The organism is Herbaspirillum rhizosphaerae, from assembly GCF_046025915.1.
Taxonomy (GTDB): domain Bacteria; phylum Pseudomonadota; class Gammaproteobacteria; order Burkholderiales; family Burkholderiaceae_D; genus Herbaspirillum; species Herbaspirillum rhizosphaerae_A.
This window is the reverse complement of sequence record NZ_JAQQFR010000003.1, coordinates 83,825-104,624: the sequence shown is the minus strand read 5'-3', so window position 1 is coordinate 104,624 and position 20,800 is coordinate 83,825. Positions and strand designations below refer to the sequence as shown.

Genomic DNA, 20,800 nt, shown 5'->3' with positions numbered 1-20,800 from the left:
TCAGGCGCTTTTCTTCGCAGCCTTCTTGCGCGGTGTCTTGGCAGGTGCTGCAGGTTCGTCCGCCATCGGTTGCCCGGCAACATTTTCTGCGCCATCGTTGGCTGCCGCAGCACGTTCGCGCGCAAAGTTGATGCGACGGATCATGCTCTCATTAGCTTGCGGGCCGGGCGTAAAGACGAACTCCGGCGAACTCAGCGGCTTGCCGGTCTTGCGGTCGACCATGATCGGGTCAGCCACTTCGCCCGAGGTCGAATCGACCAGCAGCACGCTTGGGCCTTCCGGCGCAAAGTGCTTGTTGCCCCAGCTGTTGAGCGCCACCAGAATGGAACGGAAATCACGTCCCAGATCGGTCAGCACATATTCGTAGCGCGGCGGACGCTCGCTGTACTGGCGACGCTCCAGCAGGCCGGATTCGACCAGCGAGTTGAGACGGCGCGTGAGCATATTGGGCGCGATATCCAGGCTCTTCTGAAACTGGTCGAAACGCGTCAGCCCGTGCATTGCATCGCGCAGGATCAGAATGCTCCACCATTCACCCACGCGTTCGAGCGTACGGGCGACCGGGCATTGCATGTTGCCAAAGCTTTTACGTTCCATAGACAAGTCCCATCAAGCTGATTATCATTCGATTGAACAACTTACTATCATTTTGATACTTACATTATAAAACAACTCGAAGGAGACCGCCATGTCCGATGTACTGATGTATTTGGAAGACTTTTCCTCCGGCCAGAAATTCAATGTCGCCGCCACCGAAACACTCAGCGCCGACGATATCAAAGCCTTCGCCACGAGCTACGATCCCCAGCCCTTCCATCTGGATGAAGCCGCAGCGGCGCAGAGTTTTTTTGGCGGCCTGGCGGCGAGCGGCTGGCATACAGCGGCGCTGACCATGCGCCTGCTGGTAAAGACGTTGCCGATCAAGGGCGGCGTCATTGGCGCGGGCTTTGAAGAGTTTCGCTGGCCGCGCCCTACTCGTCCGGGCGACGTCCTGCGCGTTGAAGTCGACGTGCTGGAGGTGAAGTTCTCACAGTCGAAACCGCAACAAGGCTTCCTCAAGCATCGCGTCACCACCTTCAATCAGAATAACGAACCGGTACTGATCATGACCGGCAACCTGCTGGTGCCGCGCCGGCCTCAGACTTGATCTGCCGATCGTTTAATTTTCGAAGATGAACTGCGTCGCCTTGTCGGCCGACAAGGGACGACCGTAGAAGTAGCCTTGAATCTCGTCGCAGCCCCAGGCGCGCAGCAACTCGCGCTGGTTGGCGGTTTCGACGCCTTCGGCGATGACCGACAGGCCCAGATGGTGGCCGAGATTGATGACCGCCTGCACGATTGCCGCGTCTTCGCTGTTAGGGCGCAGATGGCGGATGAAGGATTGGTCGATCTTGAGCTTGTCGATGGAGAAGCGCTTGAGATAAGCCAGCGAGGAATAACCCGTACCGAAGTCGTCAATCGCCAGCGTCAGGCCCCGCTTGCGCAGATCTTCCAGCAACTCGATGGTGCGTTCGACATCGCGCATGACGATGCCTTCGGTGATTTCCAGTTCGATGAAGGATGGATCGATCTGGCTTTCGCTCAAGGTCTCGGTGACGCGGCGCAGGAAGGATGGATGATGGAACTGGCGCGGCGAAATGTTGACGGCGATAACGAACTTGCGCGGTGTCTCCAGGCTCCAGATCTTGGCCTGGCGGCAGGCTTCGGCAAGCACCCAGTCGCCGATCGGCACGATCAGGCCGGACTCTTCGGCCAGGGGGATGAAGTCGGCTGGTGAAATCAGTTCACCGTTACGACGCCAGCGCACCAGCGCTTCAAAGCCGACCAGCTTGTCGTCCGTCAATCCTTGCTGGGGCTGGAAGTGCAATTCCAACTCATTGCGTTCGATGGCGTGACGCAGTTGCGCTTCCAGCGCCAGGCGCTCTTGTGCACGCGTATTGAGCGCATTCGAATACTGTACAAAGCAATCGCCACCGGCGTCGCGCGCTGCCTGCAGCGCGGCATCGGCATTCTGCAACAGATGCGCGTGCTCAGCGCCGTCGCGTGGATACTCTGCGCCGCCCATGCTCATGCTGGAAAAAATCTCATGCTGGCCGAACTCAAACGGCTGACGCATGTATTCCTGCAGGCTCGACAAGGCTTCCTGAAAATTCAGATGATCGCCCTTGGACTTATAGAGGATCGCCACATTGGCGCCGTTGAGACGAAACACTTCGCCGCCGTGACGCTCAGCAGCACGCTTGATGCGGCTCGCCATTTCCTGCATCAAACGATCGCCGAACGCATGGCCGAGGCCGCCGACGACGCGTTCAAAACGGTCGATCATGCCCAGCACCACGGTATGCGGTTCATTTTCCATGGTCTTGAGACGGCGCTCGAACGAGCCTCGGTGCGCCAGGCCGGTCAGGGGATCGTGGGCTGCAGCGAAGGCCAGCGCATTCTCCGAACGGAAGCGTGCCCACACGTGATACATCATGAACAGGGCTGCCAGCAGCATCCCGACGCTGTAGACATGTACAAGCCACGAAATCTGATCAACCCCGGAGTTGGCCATGTCGCCGACCTGATAGACGGAACGCTCGACATCGTGCTTGGCCTGATCCAGCAAGGTACGCACGCTATTGGTCTTGACGTTGAGATCCGCAAGCAAGGCGCGCGCAGGTTCGCGTGCGGTCGAGGACGAGTTTGCCATCAGTTTTTCCAGCGCCGGCCCCATGGCCAAAATCGCGTTGTAATTACTGAGCAGATCGGACATCTGCGCGGCTTGCTGCAAATCGCGGCGCACGAAGTCGAAATTGGCAGTCATCTGCTCGGCGGCCTCGGCTTCAATATGATCAAAGCGATCGCGGCCGATGGAGGCGACATAGTATTTGTTCAGTGCCAGCTGATAGCGCAGCAAGGCGCTTTCAAAATCCGAGAGATGACGCAAGGTCGGGATTTTCTCTTCCAGCAGCGGTGTGGTGGACGAACGAATATCATTGGCCGTACGCGCCATGGCAAAAAACAGCGCGATGCCGGCGGCAATCACGACCACCAGCAAACCGTAAATCGCCCAGCGATAACGTCGGCTGACTACTTGCATAAAAAGAACCCCAGCGAAGAGACCCACCCCCGGAAATATCGCAGCAGATGGAATCCAGGCGCGACCGGCATCCGGTCACCTCGCGCCAAACATGACAATCGACGCAACAATATGACGATGTGCGGCAACGGCCCATTGTTCGGTGGGGACGGTGACATGCGGCAGCGTTCCCTGCTTCCCATTTACAGCGAAACTGTATTTCCCTGAGTCAGACTTGATCATTATTGGCAGGCGCCGCCTTGGATTGAACCCTCGGCCCCCGCATCATTGCTTTTATCCACAGCGCTTGTCGAAGCGTCTTGTTATTTTGATTCGGTAGCTTAGCGAGGAAAATTATACCGGCAATACTGTTGGCAACCGCAATTCCAGAAGACCAGCGAGCCAATACAGAAAGATATTTGGTAAATTTCCAACAAGAATTTTCTGTGAGGGATGCAGATGCCCGTTTTTGGGGCAAACCGGCCATGGGAATAGCGTACCGGTGGAAAGGTCTTACCGCATAGACCGACAAGATCCCGCGCCGACGAGTCCGGACTCTTGTGGGTCTATACCGTTAATGAAACGACAAACTTCGCGTTTTCAAGTCTTCATCCGGCATCGGGTTGCGCCGACGGTTGCGCCAGTTGAAATGCCTTGAGCTGGCCGCAGGCTTCATCAATCGCTGCCAGCGTTGGATAAGGCGTCATATCCACCTCGAAACGGCGCGCATTGAAAATCTGTGGAATCAGGCAACAGTCGGCCATCGTGGGGGTGTCGCCGAAACAGAAACGTCCGCGCTGCGGACTCGCAGCAAGTTGCTGCTCCAGTGCCGCAAAACCCAGCTTGACCCAATGCTGTATCCACTGCTGCTTGACCTCCTCGCTCACACCCAGCTCCTGCTTGAGCATGCGCAGTACGCGCAGGTTGTTGAGCGGATGGATGTCACAGGCAATTGCCAATGAAATCTCGCGCACATGCGCGCGATCCAGCAGGCCCGACGGCAGCAGCGCCGGAGTCGGAAAGCGTTCTTCCAGATATTCCAGCATCGCCAGCGATTGCGTGATGTGGCGTCCGTCCTCTTCCATGACCGGCACCAGCGATTGCGGATTCAGTGCGCTGAATGCCGGTGCGAACTGTTCGCCGCCGTTGTTGACCAGATGCACCGGCACGGTGTCGTAGGACTGGCCTTTCAAATTCAACGCGATACGTACCCGATACGATGCCGAACTGCGGAAGTAGCTGTAAAGATGAATCGTCATACCTTCGTCTCCTTGGTATTTTTATGCTGGATTTATACTGGAATCATCAAAGTGAACGCGCCGGCAATACCGTGGCCGCCACGTCACCGAAACCGATGCGCGGCAGACCGTCGCGCTCGGCCCAGCCGCGCATGATGACGGTGTCGCCGTCTTCGATAAAGATACGCTTCTCGCCATTCGCCAGACTGATGGATTGCTTGCCGCCGGCGGTCAGCTCCAGCAGTGACCCGGCCGACTCAGGCGTCGGGCCTGACAAGGTGCCCGATCCCAATAAGTCGCCGGCGCGCAGGTTGCAGCCGCCGACGGTGTGATGCGCCACCAGTTGCGACACGGTCCAGTAAGCGTCCTTGAAATTGCCCAGTGACAGACGCTGCGGTGCAGTGCCTGCTTCACGCATGGCCTTGGTCTGCAGCAGCACCTCCAGTTGCACGTCGAAAGCGCCACCCGCGCGCAACTCGGCAGAGTCAAGGTATGCCATCGGCTGCGGATCGGCTGCGTCGCGTGTCCACGTCGCACGATACGGTGCCAGCGCCTCAATCGTGACAATCCATGGCGAAATCGTCGAAGCAAAATTCTTTGCCAGGAAAGGGCCGAGCGGCTGGTATTCCCACGCCTGCACGTCGCGTGCCGACCAGTCATTCAGCAGACACAGGCCGAACACATGCGACTCGGCCTGACCGATATCGATGGCGTCGCCGATGGCATTGCCCTGCCCCATGAAGACGCCGACTTCCATTTCATAATCGAGACGCTTGCACGGGCCGAATACCGGCGTGTCGGAAGTCGGCGGCTTGGTCTGGCCGACCGGACGGCGGAACTGCTGGCCCGACACGGCAATCGACGACGACCGGCCGTGATAGCCGATCGGCACCCATTTGTAATTGGGCAGCAAAGGGTTATCGGGCCGGAACAATTTACCGATCGCCGTCGCATGATGGATTGAGGTATAGAAGTCGGTGTAGTCACCGATCTGTGCCGGCAGCGCGTGTTCGGCTTCGGCTTGCGGCACCAGCGCCGACTCCAGTTGCGACTGATGCACCGAGCCGTCTCGTAGCAACGTCGACAAGGCAAGACGCAAGGCCGACCAGGTCGCGGCATCGAGTTCCATCAGAGGATTCAGATTGCTGCCCGCAGTCGCTGCGACGATGGCTTGGTGAACGACCTCGCCGAAGCCGCTGAATGCGCCGCTTTCAAAGGCTGCACGCAAGTCAAGAATCTGATCGCCGATGGCGACACCGGCGCGGAAGGATTCTCCGCTACCCTTGCAGCGGAACACGCCGTACGGCAAGTTTTGAATCGGGAAATCACTGCCGGCGAGATTGGCCGAGGCAACCCAGCTGCGCAGGGCGACGTCGTGGGTTTCGTTCAAAGAGATACGCATTATTGCTCCGGGCCTTGTTGTGGGTTGAAGTGCTTCTTGATGTCCATCCAGCACTGATAATAATTTTTTTGCAGCGTCGGCGAAGTCAGTGCATGACGCGTCGGCTTGATGATGTTGCGTGTCTCGAACATGAAAGCCATCGTATCCGTGACCTTGTTGGGCTTGCTGGTATCACTGTGACTGGCCTTCTCGAAGGTCGCGCCGTCGGGGCCGTGGCCGGTCATGCAATTGTGCAGACTGGCACCGCCGGGCCGGAAGCCCTCCGCCTTGGCGTCGTACTCGCCATGGATCAGGCCCATGAACTCGCTCGCGACATTGCGGTGGAACCAGGGTGGACGGAAAGTATGTTCGGCGGCAAGCCAGCGCGGCGGGAAGATCACGAAGTCCAGCGTATCCACACCCGGTGTATCGCTCTGCGCCTGCAGCACGAGGAAAATGGATGGATCAGGATGGTCGTAGCTGATCGAGCCGATGGTATTGAAATGGCGCAGGTCATACTTGTACGGCGCGTAATTGCCGTGCCACGCCACCACGTCCAGCGGCGAATGGCCGATCTTTGCCTGCCACAAGTTGCCGCCGAATTTGGCGATCAGGCGGAAGTCGCCTTCGCGATCTTCATACCAAGCCTGTGGCGTGAGGAAGTCGCGCGGATTGGCCAGACCGTTGGAACCCAGCGGCCCCAGATCCGGCAAGCGCAACAGTGCACCGAAGTTTTCGCAGACATAGCCTTGCGCCTGTCCATCCGGCAGCTTCACCTGAAACCGCACACCACGCGGGATCACGGCGATCTCTTGCGGTTCGAGATCGATCACACCCAGCTCGGTCAGCAATTGCAGGCGCCCGGCTTGCGGCACGATCAGCAATTCACCATCGGCCGAATAGAAAAAACGATCCGTCATCGATTGATTGGCGGCATACAAATGAATCGCACAGCCGGTCTGCGCGTCAGACGAACCATTGCCGGCCATGGTGATCAAGCCGGCGACAAAATCCGTCGGCGCCGTCGGCATGGTATGCGGGTCCCAGCGAAATTGATTTGGCGGCGTCTCGACATCGTCGAAGCGCGCGATCATGCCGTTGTCGATGCGCTCAAACGGCTCGTGCATCGCCGCCGGACGAATCCGGTACAACCATGAACGGCGGTTGTGACTGCGCGGCGCTGTGAATGCCGTGCCGGACACCTGCTCTGCATAGAGACCGTACGCGACTTGCTGCGGCGAGTTCTGATTGAGCGGCAAAGCGCCCGGCAAAGCCTCGGTCGCGAACTCATTGCCGAAGCCGGACTGATAGCCGGTAGCCTGTGCAGCGGCCTTGGCGATGGAGGATTCTGCAAGCGTATTCATGATGCGTCCTTCTCAAAACAAAATCGGAAAATTATTGCGGCCGATACCAATGCAGGCGCGCCACCATTAGCGCTGAGATGATTGCCGGCACGGCAGCCGCAATGAACAACGAACTGTTGGCCCATTGCATGGCGATCAGTTGACCGCCGATCACCGGCCCCAGCACGGAGCCAATGCGACCGATGCCGAGCGCCCAGCCGATACCAGTCGAGCGCAGTTGCGTCGGATAAAAAGTCCCGGCCAGCGCATTCACCGCCGGTTGACCGCCGACCACGCAAAATCCTGCTACCACCACGCTGATGAACAACAGCACCGGCATCGTCGCCACGTGACCGATCAGGGCGATGAACACACAAGCGACCACAAAGCAGCTTCCCAACACTCTGGTGAAACCGAAACGATTGATGAACCAGCCCAGCGTCAGCGTGCCGACAATGCCGCCCACTTGTAGCGAAGTACCTATCAGCACGGCAGTGCCGGTCGAGTAACCGGCATCCTTGATCAGCGTCGGCAACCAGTTGGAGAGGAAATACAGATTGATCAGATTCATGAAACTGATCAGCCACAACAACAGCGTCACACCGGCACGGCCTTCGCGAAACAGCTCGGCCACCGGCATGCCGTCGTTCTTGGCCTCCTTGACGACGACAGTGCTGCCCTCATTGACTTGCAAACCCGGCTGTACTTTGTTGAGCCAGCGCGCGACTTGTTTCATCGGGCGCTTGCGCAGTACCAGAAACTGAATCGATTCCGGCAGCCAGATCAGCATCGCCACACCCAACGCTGCCGGGATCAGACCGCCGACCAAAAACACCGAACGCCAGCCGAAAGCTGGAATCAGCGCTGCGCTGACAAAGCCGCCTACCGCCGCACCGACTGTGAAACCGCACGACACCAGCATCATGCGTGTGACGCGCTTGCTGTTGGGGCTGAACTCGCCGACCAGCGCCATCGCATTCGGCATGATGCTGCCCAAGCCAAAGCCGGTGATGAAGCGCAGCACCAGCAACTCGTCGATGGTTTCAACGCGCGTGGTCAGCAACATGCAGACGGCGAAGAAGAAGGTGGAAACAATCAGTACCGGACGGCGACCGTACTTGTCGCCCACCGGCGTCAACACCAGCGAACCCAGCAACATGCCGAACAGACCGGCGCCAAATACCGGGCCGAGGCTGGCCTTGTTGACATGCCAGTCGCCGATGATGGCAGGCGCGACATAGCCCATGGCCTGGATGTCGAAACCATCGATGATCAGGCACAGGCCGCACAGCAGCAACAGCCCGAATTGAAATGCGCCGAAACGGCTCTGCTCGACGACCTGGTCGACATTGATCACATCAGATTGCATCTGTGCTCCTCCAGATTGGTTGTGGATACGCGCGGCTTATCTATATATCAACGCAGCGCTTTTTTATTAGTGTAAGACTGTAGTGCAATGATGCGACTTTTACGATATAAATGGATCAATGTAGTTCATTGATATGATGAATAGTGATCAAAGCGTCAATACTGAACGAATGCTTCAAACATGATCGAACCAAAAGATATCGACCTCAATTTGCTGGTGGTATTTCAGGAAGTCTTCCAGGACCGGCAAATCTCTTCCGTAGCGCGCCGCCTGAATCTGTCGCAGCCGGCGGTCAGCAATGCACTGGCGCGCCTGCGTCGCACCTTCGGCGATGCCCTCTTCGTGCGGACGGCGCAAGGCATGCAGCCGACGCCGTTTGCCCAGCAATTGGCCGAACCGGTGGCGTCGGCGCTGCTCCATGTCTCCAAGGCGCTGAACCGGCAGGAAGCGTTTTCCCCTGCGACGAGCGAACGCCATTTCACGATTGCCATGACCGATGTCGGCGAGGTGTATTTCATGCCGGTGCTGATTGAACAATGCAGCCTTCTGGCGCCAGGCATCCAGATCAGCACGGTGCGCGCCGGCACGATTGACCTGAAGACCGAGATGGAGTCGGGCCGCGTCGACCTCGCCATCGGCGCATTCGACAATGTGTCGAGCGCCTTGTATCAGCGTCGCCTGTTTCGCCAGAACTACGTCAGCATGTTTCGCCAGGGTCATCCGCTGGCAGGCAAGAAGGTCACCATCAAGGAGTTCCTGGCGGCCCGGCATCTTGTGGTGTCCTCGCTGGAAAGCCCCTACGACCGCATCAACCAGAATCTGGAAAAAGCGGGCATCCGGCCGAACGTGCATTTTCGCGTGCCGCACTTCACCGCCGTGCCGTACATTGTCAGCACCACCGACCTGATCGTGACGGTGCCGCAAAAATTGGCCGAAAGCGCGGCGCAGCCGTTCAACCTACAATACATTCGTCCGCCGTTGCGCCTGCCGTCCTTGCAGACCAACATCTTCTGGCATCGCCGCTTCAATCAGGACGAAGGCAATGTGTGGCTACGCGGGTTCATCTCGGAGCACTTTGCCGAATAAGATACTTGGGAGACAGGAATGCATTATCTGCACTACGACCGCGAACAGTTGGACCGGCAATACAACGTGCGCTCCGGCATACCGCGTTTTCAGGATATCTTCGACCGCTGGAATCAGCAGGCAGACGTCTATCGCCAGCAATTGACCAGACTCCCGCCGTTGCGCAGCAATCTTCACTACGGCACGCACCGGCTGCAAACTCTGGATTATTTCCCGGTCGCCGACGCTGCTGCGCCGCTGCTGGTCTTTGTGCATGGGGGCTACTGGCGCTCGCTGGACAAGAACGACTTCAGCCATCTCGCCGAGCCCTACCGGCAAGCCGGCATCGCGGTGACCATGATCAACTATCGCCTCGCACCGGAAGTCGACATCCCCGAAATCGTTGCCGACGTGCGTGCGGCATTCGCCTGGTTGTACCGGCAAGCGTCGTCGTTCGGCTTCGATGCCGAGCGCATTTATGTCTTCGGCCATTCCGCCGGCGGCCACCTTGCCGCTGAACTGGCTAGTACCGACTGGCACAGCGCGGGTCTGCCGACGGACGCGATCAAAGGATTGTGCGGGGTCAGCGGCCTCTACGATCTGGAACCGATACGACTGTGCTACCTCAATGAGACCTTGCAGCTGGATGGGCCGCAAGTGCAGCAATACAGTCCGCTGCATCATCTGCCTGCAACGAAAATGCCGGTCATTCTGACGGCAGGCGGCGCAGAGTCGGCGGAGTTTCACCGGCAAAAAAACGCGTATGCGCTGGCGCTTCATGGCGCCGGCTTTCCTGTTCAACAAGTCAAACTTGCAGACGGCCATCATCTGGATGTCATCGACAAACTTGCCGACGGCAGCGGTGAACTGGCGCAAGCCATTATCGCCATGGTCGGCAAATAGCCGACGCCAAACTGCAAGAATGAAAAACGGCGGGTGGTATCATCTCCGTTCTTCGCGTTGCATCTCCGGCGGTATCAGGCATTACCCCTTACCTGTCATGGCAAGCCACTGCATGATCAGAGACCGCGCCCCGTATTTGCATCTTATTCCGCTCTCTGCCTGTCTTCCAGCGTAAGAGCCTGATTGAGTTTCACTGAGTTTCGCTGATGTCCCGTCCACCTCTGCTGCAAATCATTCCCCTGGCCGCGCTGACCGGCGTCGGCATGCTGGCGACCGATCTCTACCTGCCTGCTTTGCCGCATCTTGCGCACGATCTCGGCACCGACGTGCCGACTGTGCAGGCAACGATTTCGTCTTTCATGATTGCACTGGCGCTATCGCAATTGTTCTGGGGCGCCGTGGCGGACAAACTCGGCATGCGCAATACGCTGCTGGCGGGCGTCGCCTTACTGGCCGCGACCGGCGTCGCCTGCGCGCTGGCCTCGGATGTCGATGCGCTGATCATTTATCGCACGATTCAGGGCATCGGCGCAGGTGCGGCAACGGTGGTAGTGCCGGTGTTGCTGCGGCGGCGCTTCACCGACGCCGATGCGGTGCGTGCAATTTCATGGGTCAGCATCGCCGAATCGATCATCCCGGCCATCGCCCCGGTGATCGGCACCGGCATCCTGCTGGTATCGGGATGGCGCAGCAACTTCTGGCTGGTGGCAATACTGGCGCTGATCTTGCTGCCCTTCATCCTGGCGCTGGTGCCGGGCCGGCAGATATTGCATTCACCCGAAGAAACCATCAGCTATCCCGCCCTATTGCAAAACCGTGCTTTCCTGCGCGACGCTACCGTCTACGGACTGACCTTCGGCGCGTTGATCACCTTTGTTGCCAGCGCACCGCATCTGATTGAACAATGGAGCGGACGCGGCCCCGGCACCTTTGCATTAATGCAAGTCTGCGGCGTGTCGTCCTTCATCGTTGCCGCCTCGCGCGCAGGCGCCATGGCGCATCGCTGCGGCACCTACAAACTGATGAAAGCCGGCGCGATCGTCCAGTTGTTTTCCGTCGCCGGGCTGATCGCACTGGGCATCGTTGAAATACACCACGTTGTGCCGCTGATCCTCTGCTGGATGCTGTTCTGCGCCGGGCTCGGTCTGCGTGGCCCGTCCACAGTGACGCGCGCGCTGTCGGTGCCGAAGTCGCTGACCAGCCTGGCGTCCGGCTTCCTGATGTTCCTTGCTTTGACGCTGTCGGGTATCGGCACGCAGATTGCTGGTTTCCTGTTGCATTACGGTCTGCTGCCGGTGGCTTTGCTGGTTGCCGCCATGATCCTGGCCAGCATGGTGTTGCAAAAAGACACCGCAAGCGCGTGAAACAGCTGTTTTGCAACATACCGGATACATTGAGGAATAATTCTCATTCTCTTGATCATCTATAATAGAGCGCTTTAGCAAAACGCCTTCCGCTCGCTGGTTTCCTCCGCTGTTTCAGTTTCAGCTCGCCGCCAGCCAGCTAATGAGAAAAACATGTTCAAGAAAATCTGGTTCCAGATCCACTGGTTCATCGGCATCACTGCGGGCACCGTGCTGATGTTCATCGGCGTGACCGGCGCCATCCTGTCTTTCCGTGAAGAAATTACCGACTGGCTCAATCCCGGCATCGTCCATGTCGCCGTACGCCAGGAAGCCGCGTTGACGCCGCCGCAAATCCTCGAACGCCTGCGCGCAGAAGTGCCGCACGAACGCGTTGCCGTACTGATCGCGTCGACCGAACCGGGTGCTTCCGTGCGCATCAATTTCGCACCGCCACCGGGTGTGCGCCGCGGTGAAATGCGCTACGTCGATCCTTATACCGGCGCGCTGCTACCACCGTTGGCAGGCAACGAGTTCTTCGAATTCACCGAACGTTTCCATCGCTGGCTGCTGCTGCCGACCGACACCGGCAAGATCGTTGCCGGCAGCCTGTCGATGTGCTTGTTGATCCTGGCGCTGTCGGGCCTGTACATGCGCTGGCCGCGCCGCGCGCTGAACTGGCGCGCCTGGTTCAAGCTGGACTTCGGCCTGTCCGGCCGTTCTTTCCTGTGGAATCTGCACTCGGTGATCGGCACCTGGGCGTTGGTGATGTACGTGATCTTCACGACCACCGGCATGTTCTGGGCGTTCGACTGGTTCAGAGCCGGTGTCACTACGCTGGCAGGTCAGGAAACACCGGTACGCGCACCTCAGTCCAAAGACGCCAAACGCGACAAACCCAAAGGCATGGGTATGAACATGGAGAAGGACAAAGATAAGTCCGAGAAGTCCGACAAAGCCGACAAAACCGAACCTGCCCCGCTCGACCTCACACTGGCCTGGAACACGTTCGTGCGCGAAGCCGGGCCGTACACGCTGGTCAATATCCGCATTGCCGAGAAAACCACGCAGCCGGTTCAGTTCAACTACCTGTTGCCGGACGCCTCGCACGAACGTGCGCGCAACCGCCTGAACGTGTTGCCACAAACCGGCGAGATCAAGCTTAATGAGCGCTTCGCCGACAAGAGCACCGGCGGCCGCTTCATCGGCGCGATCTATCCGCTGCACATGGGCACCTACTGGGGCTTGCCAGGCCGCATCATCATGACGATTGCCGCGCTGATCATGCCGTTGTTCGGCATCACCGGATGGATGCTGTATCTGGATCGCCGCCGTAAAAAACGCGCCGTCCGCGCTGAACGCGCACTGCTCGATCAAAGCAAGACTGCGGCTGCAGGCACGACACCAACCGGCAACAAGGAAACCGTCCTGCTGGCCTATGCCACGCAAGCCGGTCAAGCCGAACGCATCGCCCTGCATACCGCAGCCGCATTGCAAAAAGCCGGCGTCGCCGTCACCGTCCAATCGTTGGCGACGCTGGATCCGGAACGTCTGCGTCATTTCCATCGCGTGCTGTTCGTGGTCAGCACCTTCGGCGAAGGTGAACCGCCCGACAATGCGCGCCGCTTCGCCAAACAACTGGCACATCAGCAAGGCAGCACTTTAAGCCACGTGAAATACGCCATGCTGGCGCTCGGTGATCGTCATTACGAAAAGTTCTGCGGCTTCGGCCACACGCTCGATCACTGGCTGCGTAGCCAGGGTGCAGAGGCATTCTTCCCGATGATCGAAGTCGACAACAACGCACCAGCGAGCCTGGCCAAATGGCAACACGAGCTGAGCGCGCTGACCGGCGGTGCACCGCTGGAAGAACAAATCTCCGCACCGGCTATGCAGGAAGTCGCCTATCGCGCCTGGACGCTGCGTACCCGCACACTGCTTAACGCAGGCAGTTGCGGCCACGGCATCTATCATCTGGAATTCGACGCGCCGTCGAGCAAAGATATGAATTGGCAATCCGGTGCACTCGTGGAAATCCTGCCGCGCCATGCAGATGACCGGATCGATCTCTTCCTCTCTCGTACCGCGCTCGACGGCAAGACACAAGTTCAGCATCAAGGTACGACGCGCACGCTGGCTGACGCGCTTTCACGCAGCATCTTGCCTGCGGCGGGCAACCTGCCATCCGGCATCACGGCACAGGCAATGGCGGACGGCTTGCAAACCCTGGCTGCGCGCAAGTACTCCATCGCTTCGATTCCGCGGGATGGACGCTTGCACTTGCTGGTGCGTCAGGCGGTACATGACGACGGTCTGGGCGTGGCCTCCGGCTGGCTGACCGAAACTACGCAGCCAGGTGCAGCCGTCGACATGCGCATCCTGGAAAACAGCAGCTTCTCGCTGGCGCCGGAACCAGTGCCGGCCATCTTCATCGGCAACGGCTCCGGTCTCGCCGGTCTGCGCAGCCATCTGCGCGCACGCGTGCAACTCGGCCTGCGCCGCAACTGGTTGCTGTTCGGTGAACGCAAGCGCGAACACGACTTCCTCTATCGCGCCGAAATCGAGCAATGGATGCAAACCGATATACTCAGCCGCGTCGACCTGGCTTTCTCGCGCGATCAGGCGGAACGCATCTACGTACAAGACAAACTGCGCCAAGCCGCCGACATGCTCACAACGTGGATTGCAGAAGGCGCCGTGCTGTATGTCTGCGGCAGCCTTGATGGCATGGCGGCGGGCGTGGATGCCACGCTTGCCGACATCCTCGGCGACGCAGCCTTGGACGATCTGATCGCTCAAGGCCGCTACCGCCGGGACGTGTACTAAACTTTTGTCTTTGCCTGCCGCAGGCTGAACTCCGCCTGCGGCAGCGCCCACATCACGGCATCCATCACCATCGGTATCGCCTCTGCCTGTATGCACAGGCACAGCTGCATGCGACGCGCATGATCCAGCGGCGACATGCGCATGAAGCAGACGCAATGCCCGCAGCTTTGCATCACGACCTGCCGCAGGTGCGTGACATCTTCTCTCTCCACCGTAATATGCATCATGCGTTCGCGTTGCTTAGGTAGCGACATCTGTAACGATGCCTGTCGGGGCGATGCAGGCATAAGCCAGGAAGGCGTCTTTACCGGCGTCGGCGCCGGAGAAAATGCAGGCAGGGTTTCCGGGAAAAACAATTTATTCACCAGCGACGAGCGCCTGCGCCACACCATCGGATACATAGTCATCCTCTTGTTGAGTCTTCATGCAACAAGCTTAGTCACGCTGCCATAAATCCCGTCTAAAAAGAATGGCACGGGCAGTAAACACGACGTAAACCTGCAGCGCGTTGCAACACTTTCCCACCGGCACGCCAGAACGTGTCAGCAGGTGCCGCCTTTTGCTGTAGGACACCGCCGATTCGTAGCCGGAACGCCCTCCTTCGCCCGCAAGCAGGCAAAAACTCGGCATATACTCGACCTGTCATTGCCTTTCCGACGCCGCACGTCTGCGCATCCATTCAGCGTCGCCACGGCATTCTTACCCCGACCAGGCCGGTCATTTTGTATTGCCGGATAGTGAAGATGAAACAAAAAAATCTCAGAGACATCATCGACCATTGCTCTACCCGCCTGCGCTGGCTGATGCTGGCCGTACCGCTGCTGCTGAGCAGCTGCGGCTCGCTGCCGCGCATTGTTCCGGACATGGACAGCCAGCCGGCCCAAGTCATCCAGATCAAAGGGGGACGCGGCATCCTTACGCCGGAACAAAGCCAGGCCGCGCTCGACAAACTCAAGAATAACAAGCAAGACAATCAGGACAACCTGATTCTGGAGAAACACCTCGCTGTCGAGGAAGCCGTCACCGGTTCGCCTTTGGTTGCGGGCAACAAGGTCACGCTGCTGATCGACGGCCCGGCGACCTACGCATCCATGTTTGCCGCCATCCGCGAGGCGCGTGATCACATCAACATGGAAACCTATATTTTTGAAAGCGACGATACCGGCAAGCAGTTCGCCGACCTTCTCATCGATCGGCAAAAACATGGCGTTCAAGTCAACCTGATGTATGACAGCGTCGGCACGCTCAACACGCCGCGCGAGTTTTTTCAGCCGCTGATTGACGCCGGGGTGCAAGTGCTGGAATTCAATCCCGTCAATCCGGCGCAAGCGCGCAAAGGCTGGGAAGTCAATCAGCGCGACCACCGCAAGCTGCTGATCGTCGACGGTAAAACAGCCTTCGTTGGTGGCATCAACATCAGCAGCGTGTATTCCAGCGGCTCTTTCCGCAAGCGCAAGCCGAAACAAGATGATGATGCCAACAAAGTGCCATGGCGCGATACGCAGGTGCGCATGGATGGGCCTGTCGTCGCCGAGTTTCAGAAGCTGTTCATCGATACATGGGAAAAGCAGCACGGCCCTCAACTGGCCGCGAAGAACTACTACCCAAAGATCGCCAATCAGGGCAACGACATCGTGCGTGGTATCGGCAGCTCGCCGGACGATCCGTACAGCGTGATCTACGCAACCTTCATCTCGGCTATCCAGCATGCCGAATCCAAGGTCTACCTGACCAACGCTTACTTCATTCCTGATCCGCAACTGCGCGATGCCTTGAAGGATGCGGTGAAACGCGGCGTCGACGTGCGCCTGGTATTGCCGAGCAAGAGTGACTCGGCGCTGGTGCTGTATGCCTCGCGCTCGTTCTATACCGAATTGCTGGAAGGCGGCATCAAGATCTACGAACGCCAGGATGCGCTCTTGCATTCCAAGACGGCAATGGTTGACGGCGTCTGGTCGACCATCGGCTCGACCAACCTTGACTGGCGCAGCTTCATTTATAACCAGGAGATCAATGCCGTCATTCTGGGACCGCAGTTCAGTGCGCAGATGCAGGCCATGTTCGACCGCGACATCGCCGCATCGAAAGAGATCACACTTGAAGCGTGGAAAGACCGTCCTATCAGCGACCGCATGAAAGAATTCGGCGCGGGTCTGTGGGCGCGCTGGCTGTAACGACTGAAACGCAATCCGGCGCATCTGGTTTCATCGCCTCACCTCGCCGCCGACGCAACAAGGAATAATGCATGTATCGTTTTCAAGACCAACTATCGCTATCGCCAACCTCTTTTTCACGCTGCATCGCGATAGCGATGACAGTACCACTTGCTCTGTGGCTGGCATTATCCTGCGTACATGCCGTAGCTGCCGATGCACCGACCAGCGCTGCAGCCCTGCAAGAAAAATATCAATCCCTGCAACCGCAACTGGCGCACAACCAGTTCTCCCGGCCGATCTCGCTGAACTCAACCGAAAGTTCCTCCGCCATCAAAGGCGACATCTATGCCGTGGTGGACTACCCTTTCGCACAGGTACACGGCTCCCTGACTTCACCGGCACACTGGTGCGACGTCCTGATCCTGCATCTCAATACCAAGTATTGCCGTGCCGGTCCTGGACAAAATCCATCGACAATCAGCATGCGCGTCGGCAAGAAGAACAGTCAGGATCTGGACGACGCCTATCGGCTCGACTTCGCCTACCGGGTAAACACCAGCAGCGATGACTATTTTGACATTCGCCTGAATGCCGACAAGGGGCCGCTGGACACGCGCGACTATCGTATCCAGCTCGAAGCGATCCCCACCGCCGACGGCCGCAGCTTCATTCACCTGATGTATTCCTACTCCTACGGCTTCGCCAGCCGTGTCGCCTTGCGCGCCTATCTGGCGACTGCCGGCAGCGACAAGGTCGGCTTCACCGTGGTGGATAAATCCAGCGACGGAAAACCCAACTACGTCGGTGGCATGCGCGGCACGGTCGAGCGCAATACCATGCGTTACTACCTCGCCATTGACGCCTATCTGAGCGGATTGGCAACCACGCCGGCACAGCAATTGGAGCAACGCCTGCAAACCTGGTTCGCCGCCACCGAACGCTATCCGCGCCAGTTGCATGAGGTGAATAAGGAAGATTATCTGACGATGAAGCGCAAGGAGTATGCGCGCCAGAATAGTGAAAAAACGCCGGACTGACAGGCCGCCGGCGCTGCTCAGATTTCTGCTTGTGCGCCGCCCAGATACCAGCGTGCTTCAATGTCACCTGCCGACAACGGCTTGGAATGCAGATAGCCTTGCACGATGTCACAGCCGGCTGCACGCAGGAAGTCGTGCTGTTCCTGCGACTCCACGCCCTCGGCAACGACTTGCAGATGCAGCTTATGGGCGACCGCAATGATGGCTTCCGTAATCGCCACATCGTCGGCATCAGCAGGGATACCCTTGACGAAACTGCGGTCGATCTTCAGCGTATCGAGCGGATATTGCTTGAGACTGGCCAGAGACGAATAGCCGGTGCCAAAGTCATCCACCGAAATGGTCACGCCCAGCTGACGCATGCGCTTGAGCAGCACCACTGCTTCCTGAGGATTTTGCATGATCGCGCCTTCTGTGATTTCCAGCTCCAGCATCGCTGACGGCAGGCCGCTTTGTCCAAGCGCATTGTCAATGGTCGACAGCAGATCATCGGAAGAGAATTGGCGCGGCGACAGGTTCACCGCAATGCGGCCGAACTGATAGCCACGGTCCAGCCAGGCTTTGCCCTGACGGCAGGCTTCGCGCAATACCCAGGCGCCCAGCGGCACGATCAGGCCGGTCTGTTCCGCCAGGGTGATGAACATTCCCGGCGCCACCAGCCCGCGGGTCGGATGACGCCAGCGGATCAAGGCTTCGGCGCCGCAAATGGCGCCGTCGAGCGCAGAGAATTGCGGCTGATAATAAAGCTCGAATTCCTTGCGCTCGATCGCATGACGCAAGCTGTTTTCCAGCAGCATCTGTTCCAGCGCATGATTGCTCATTTCCTTGCTGAACAGCTGAAAGGCATTCTTGCCGCGTTCCTTGGCGTGGTACATGGCGATGTCGGCGTTCTTAAGAATCGCGATTGCATCTTCGCCATGTTCCGGATAGGCGGCGCTGCCGATGCTGGCGCTGATGAACATCTCATGACCGTTGATCACGAACGGCCGCAGGATACTGTTGATCAGGCGCTGGGCGATGGCGGAGATCATTTCCTGCGGTGGTGAACCGCCGAGGATCACGACAAACTCGTCACCGCCAAAACGCGCCAGAACGTCGTCCGGGCGCAGTTGCTCACGCAGACGCTCGGCCGCTGCCACCAACAACTGATCGCCGGCATGGTGGCCGAGCGTATCGTTGACGGTCTTGAAGCGGTCAAGGTCGATGAAGAACAGCACCAGCGTTTCACCGGCCGTCTGCGCCGCCTCAATCTGCTGCGCAAAAATGCGCATCAGGCTACTGCGATTAAGCAGACCTGTCAGGCTGTCATGGTCGGCGAGGAAGGCCAGTTTATTTTCGGCCTCCTTGCGGATGGTGTTGTCGGTGAAGACACCGACGTAATTCGTGATGCCGCCCTGATTGTCGCGGATGGCCGAAATCGACAGCCATGCCGGATACCAGCTGCCATCCTTGCGACGGTCTTTCATCTCACCCTGCCAATGGCCGTCTGAAGCGAGGCGCTGCAGCATGCCGCGATTGATTTCAGCCTGCGCACCGGGGCCTGTCATCATGCGCGAACGCTTGTCCATAGCTTCTTCCGGGTGATAGCCGGTGATGCGCGTGAAAGCGGGATTGACGGCGAGGATGCGAAACTCGGCATCGGTAATCAGGATGCCTTCGCTGGTCGATTCGAAAACACGGTCGGCAAGCCGGGACTGCCATTCGGACTGCACCTTCTGATTGACGTCGAGCGCCATTTCCACCAAGGCGGTGCCGCCGTCGTACTGGCACACGCTGCCATGTACTTCCACCCAACGGCGCGTACCGTCGCGACTGAGAATGCGATGGGTATAGCGCACATGCTCTTCTGCGCCGGAGAGACGAGCCTGCAGGTTTTCTTCCAGCAGGGCGAGGTCTTCCGGTGCGGTCAGGCTGGCGATATGCAGACCGATCACATCGGCAGCGCGATCGTAGCCGAGCATGTTGGCCATCTTGTCATTGGCATGCAGCACTGCGCCGTCGCTGCGCAGCATATATACGCCCACCAGCGACTGATCCGCAAAGTAGCGGAAGCTGCGCGCCAGATCCGCCGACGGCGCGCGCACCTGCTGATGAAGCTGGCCGGCAAAGGCGTGCGCAGGACCACGCGCATGCATGTTGTGCGCGCGCGCCGAACGGCCATACCTCGCCTGAATGGCGACGAACGCATTCGATAATCGTCTCTGCAATGCTCTCAAGCTTTTTCCGCTTTTCCTATATCAGGCCCGGCCGCGAACCTGTTGCCGGTTGCGTGCCATCGCCTGGGTCTCCAATGATATTTTTATATATCTTTCCTGAGGAAAGATAGCCGGCCTGTGTGCAGTGCCGATGCGCCGCTGCTGCACGTATTGCCGAGGTCCGGCCGGTCAGTGCGCCATGCTTTTTATCGTGCATTTCGCGCGCAGGCGCTAGATTAGCATGCCCGCTGCGCCAGCTTCATGAATCGACGTCAAAATAGCAGCGCCAGCTTACGCCGGGCTTGCGAAGTTTCCTTGCGTCACTATTGGAGGGCGGTTTCAGGAAAGCTTACTGGAGGTCTTCCAGGCTGAGGGAAATGTACTGGCGCAACACCGGCTCGGCCAGCTTCTTCTTGACGGCGTCGGCGATGCGCGCGCGATGTTCGGTGTACAGCGCAACGATATTGTTGCTGGTCAGCCCGCCGATGGAGATCAGCGTCGAGCGGGCCACAAAACCCGGCAGCACGGTGCCGTTATTGCGGATGATAAAGGTCACGCGGTCGTCGCCGGTATCCTTGGGGCTTTCAAGTAAAAACTGTTGTTTCGACATGCAACGGCATCAACGGAATCATGAACGGGCCGCATCGTAACATACCGTCGGCAAGATCGCACTACGGAAAATACGCCGCCGGACTGCAAATCTGATCATGCGTCCCATATCGAAAAAATATAACCGGTAATCCACGGCGGGCCTTCCGTTGCCGCGCATTTTCACTGTCATCTTTAACGTCAGTCTGATGCATTGCTTATCTATCGCTTCATCTGCTTTCAACCAGCGATGTATACGTTAGAATATAACGAAGCATTGCTCGCCAATACTAAT

17 protein-coding genes are annotated in these 20,800 nt (G+C 58.5%); 7 read left to right on the top strand and 10 right to left on the bottom strand.

Features of this window, described 5'->3' with window-relative positions:
* Entirely contained in the window at positions 1-597 is a 597-nt protein-coding gene (locus PQR63_RS05370) for a winged helix-turn-helix transcriptional regulator (protein ID WP_408166298.1), read from the bottom strand.
* Between the two features lie 91 nt (positions 598-688).
* Between PQR63_RS05370 and PQR63_RS05365 the strand changes: the two genes are divergently transcribed.
* Entirely contained in the window at positions 689-1,147 is a 459-nt protein-coding gene (locus PQR63_RS05365; protein ID WP_408166296.1) for a MaoC family dehydratase, read from the top strand.
* 12 nt (positions 1,148-1,159) lie between these two features.
* On the opposite strand, the gene PQR63_RS05360 is transcribed toward PQR63_RS05365, so the two are convergent.
* From PQR63_RS05360 to PQR63_RS05335, 6 genes are all read right to left on the bottom strand, one after another.
* Positions 1,160-3,082 (bottom strand): putative bifunctional diguanylate cyclase/phosphodiesterase, encoded by a 1,923-nt coding sequence (locus PQR63_RS05360; RefSeq protein WP_408166295.1) that lies wholly within the window; start codon positions 3,080-3,082, stop codon positions 1,160-1,162.
* Between the two features lie 208 nt (positions 3,083-3,290).
* Positions 3,291-3,548: a hypothetical protein gene (locus PQR63_RS05355; protein ID WP_408166293.1), complete on the bottom strand. Its 258-nt coding sequence runs from the start codon at positions 3,546-3,548 to the stop codon at positions 3,291-3,293.
* A 121-nt stretch (positions 3,549-3,669) separates the two neighbouring features.
* Positions 3,670-4,320, bottom strand: a complete 651-nt coding sequence (gene maiA / locus PQR63_RS05350) for a maleylacetoacetate isomerase (RefSeq protein ID WP_408166291.1) — start codon at positions 4,318-4,320, stop codon at positions 3,670-3,672.
* Between the two features lie 46 nt (positions 4,321-4,366).
* On the bottom strand, positions 4,367-5,701 hold the full coding sequence (gene fahA / locus PQR63_RS05345; RefSeq protein ID WP_408166290.1) for a fumarylacetoacetase: 1,335 nt from the start codon (positions 5,699-5,701) through the stop codon (positions 4,367-4,369).
* The gene (hmgA, locus tag PQR63_RS05340; RefSeq protein WP_408166288.1) at positions 5,701-7,044 is read right to left on the bottom strand and encodes a homogentisate 1,2-dioxygenase; all 1,344 of its coding nucleotides are present in this window, start codon (positions 7,042-7,044) and stop codon (positions 5,701-5,703) included. The genes fahA and hmgA overlap by 1 nt, the downstream gene beginning before the upstream one ends.
* A gap of 31 nt (positions 7,045-7,075) precedes the next feature.
* Positions 7,076-8,392, bottom strand: a complete 1,317-nt coding sequence (locus PQR63_RS05335; RefSeq protein ID WP_408166286.1) for an MFS transporter — start codon at positions 8,390-8,392, stop codon at positions 7,076-7,078.
* Between the two features lie 180 nt (positions 8,393-8,572).
* On the opposite strand from PQR63_RS05335, the gene PQR63_RS05330 reads away from it, so the two are divergent.
* The 4 genes from PQR63_RS05330 (at position 8,573) to PQR63_RS05315 (ending at position 14,529) form a co-directional block, all read left to right on the top strand.
* The gene (locus PQR63_RS05330; protein ID WP_408166284.1) at positions 8,573-9,478 is read left to right on the top strand and encodes a LysR family transcriptional regulator; all 906 of its coding nucleotides are present in this window, start codon (positions 8,573-8,575) and stop codon (positions 9,476-9,478) included.
* 18 nt (positions 9,479-9,496) lie between these two features.
* A complete protein-coding gene (locus PQR63_RS05325) occupies positions 9,497-10,360 on the top strand; it encodes an alpha/beta hydrolase (protein ID WP_408166282.1) in 864 nt (287 codons plus the stop codon).
* Between the two features lie 206 nt (positions 10,361-10,566).
* Positions 10,567-11,724 carry an MFS transporter gene (locus tag PQR63_RS05320; RefSeq protein WP_408166280.1) on the top strand — a complete coding sequence of 386 codons (1,158 nt, stop codon included), beginning with the start codon at positions 10,567-10,569 and terminating at the stop codon, positions 11,722-11,724.
* 153 nt (positions 11,725-11,877) lie between these two features.
* The gene (locus PQR63_RS05315; protein WP_408166278.1) at positions 11,878-14,529 is read left to right on the top strand and encodes a PepSY domain-containing protein; all 2,652 of its coding nucleotides are present in this window, start codon (positions 11,878-11,880) and stop codon (positions 14,527-14,529) included.
* Here PQR63_RS05315 and PQR63_RS05310 read toward each other — a convergent pair.
* Entirely contained in the window at positions 14,526-14,930 is a 405-nt protein-coding gene (locus PQR63_RS05310; RefSeq protein ID WP_408166276.1) for a hypothetical protein, read from the bottom strand. The genes PQR63_RS05315 and PQR63_RS05310 overlap by 4 nt on opposite strands.
* 342 nt (positions 14,931-15,272) lie before the next feature.
* On the opposite strand from PQR63_RS05310, the gene cls reads away from it, so the two are divergent.
* Positions 15,273-16,703, top strand: coding sequence for a cardiolipin synthase (gene cls / locus PQR63_RS05305; protein WP_408166275.1), 1,431 nt, complete (start codon positions 15,273-15,275; stop codon positions 16,701-16,703).
* A gap of 137 nt (positions 16,704-16,840) precedes the next feature.
* On the top strand, positions 16,841-17,722 hold the full coding sequence (locus PQR63_RS05300; RefSeq protein ID WP_408166273.1) for a hypothetical protein: 882 nt from the start codon (positions 16,841-16,843) through the stop codon (positions 17,720-17,722).
* A 17-nt stretch (positions 17,723-17,739) separates the two neighbouring features.
* Here the strand turns inward: PQR63_RS05300 and PQR63_RS05295 are convergent, their stop codons facing one another.
* Together PQR63_RS05295 and PQR63_RS05290 are read right to left on the bottom strand one after the other, a co-directional pair.
* On the bottom strand, positions 17,740-19,938 hold the full coding sequence (locus tag PQR63_RS05295) for a putative bifunctional diguanylate cyclase/phosphodiesterase (protein ID WP_408166271.1): 2,199 nt from the start codon (positions 19,936-19,938) through the stop codon (positions 17,740-17,742).
* A 328-nt stretch (positions 19,939-20,266) separates the two neighbouring features.
* A complete protein-coding gene (locus PQR63_RS05290) occupies positions 20,267-20,527 on the bottom strand; it encodes a hypothetical protein (protein WP_408166269.1) in 261 nt (86 codons plus the stop codon).
* Positions 20,528-20,800: the final 273 nt, after the last annotated feature.

Bases quoted from the DNA above. Each gene is read 5' to 3' on its own strand.
- PQR63_RS05355 (WP_408166293.1), bottom strand. From the start codon at position 3,548: ATGGCCGGTTTGCCCCAAAAACGGGCATCTGCATCCCTCACAGAAAAT.
- PQR63_RS05360 (WP_408166295.1), bottom strand. From the start codon at position 3,082: ATGCAAGTAGTCAGCCGACGTTATCGCTGGGCGATTTACGGTTTGCTG.
- cls (WP_408166275.1), top strand. From the start codon at position 15,273: ATGAAACAAAAAAATCTCAGAGACATCATCGACCATTGCTCTACCCGC.
- hmgA (WP_408166288.1), bottom strand. From the start codon at position 7,044: ATGAATACGCTTGCAGAATCCTCCATCGCCAAGGCCGCTGCACAGGCT.
- PQR63_RS05365 (WP_408166296.1), top strand. From the start codon at position 689: ATGTCCGATGTACTGATGTATTTGGAAGACTTTTCCTCCGGCCAGAAA.
- fahA (WP_408166290.1), bottom strand. From the start codon at position 5,701: ATGCGTATCTCTTTGAACGAAACCCACGACGTCGCCCTGCGCAGCTGG.
- maiA (WP_408166291.1), bottom strand. From the start codon at position 4,320: ATGACGATTCATCTTTACAGCTACTTCCGCAGTTCGGCATCGTATCGG.
- PQR63_RS05310 (WP_408166276.1), bottom strand. From the start codon at position 14,930: ATGTATCCGATGGTGTGGCGCAGGCGCTCGTCGCTGGTGAATAAATTG.
- PQR63_RS05290 (WP_408166269.1), bottom strand. From the start codon at position 20,527: ATGTCGAAACAACAGTTTTTACTTGAAAGCCCCAAGGATACCGGCGAC.
- PQR63_RS05315 (WP_408166278.1), top strand. From the start codon at position 11,878: ATGTTCAAGAAAATCTGGTTCCAGATCCACTGGTTCATCGGCATCACT.
- PQR63_RS05300 (WP_408166273.1), top strand. From the start codon at position 16,841: ATGACAGTACCACTTGCTCTGTGGCTGGCATTATCCTGCGTACATGCC.
- PQR63_RS05325 (WP_408166282.1), top strand. From the start codon at position 9,497: ATGCATTATCTGCACTACGACCGCGAACAGTTGGACCGGCAATACAAC.
- PQR63_RS05330 (WP_408166284.1), top strand. From the start codon at position 8,573: ATGATCGAACCAAAAGATATCGACCTCAATTTGCTGGTGGTATTTCAG.
- PQR63_RS05335 (WP_408166286.1), bottom strand. From the start codon at position 8,392: ATGCAATCTGATGTGATCAATGTCGACCAGGTCGTCGAGCAGAGCCGT.
- PQR63_RS05320 (WP_408166280.1), top strand. From the start codon at position 10,567: ATGTCCCGTCCACCTCTGCTGCAAATCATTCCCCTGGCCGCGCTGACC.
- PQR63_RS05370 (WP_408166298.1), bottom strand. From the start codon at position 597: ATGGAACGTAAAAGCTTTGGCAACATGCAATGCCCGGTCGCCCGTACG.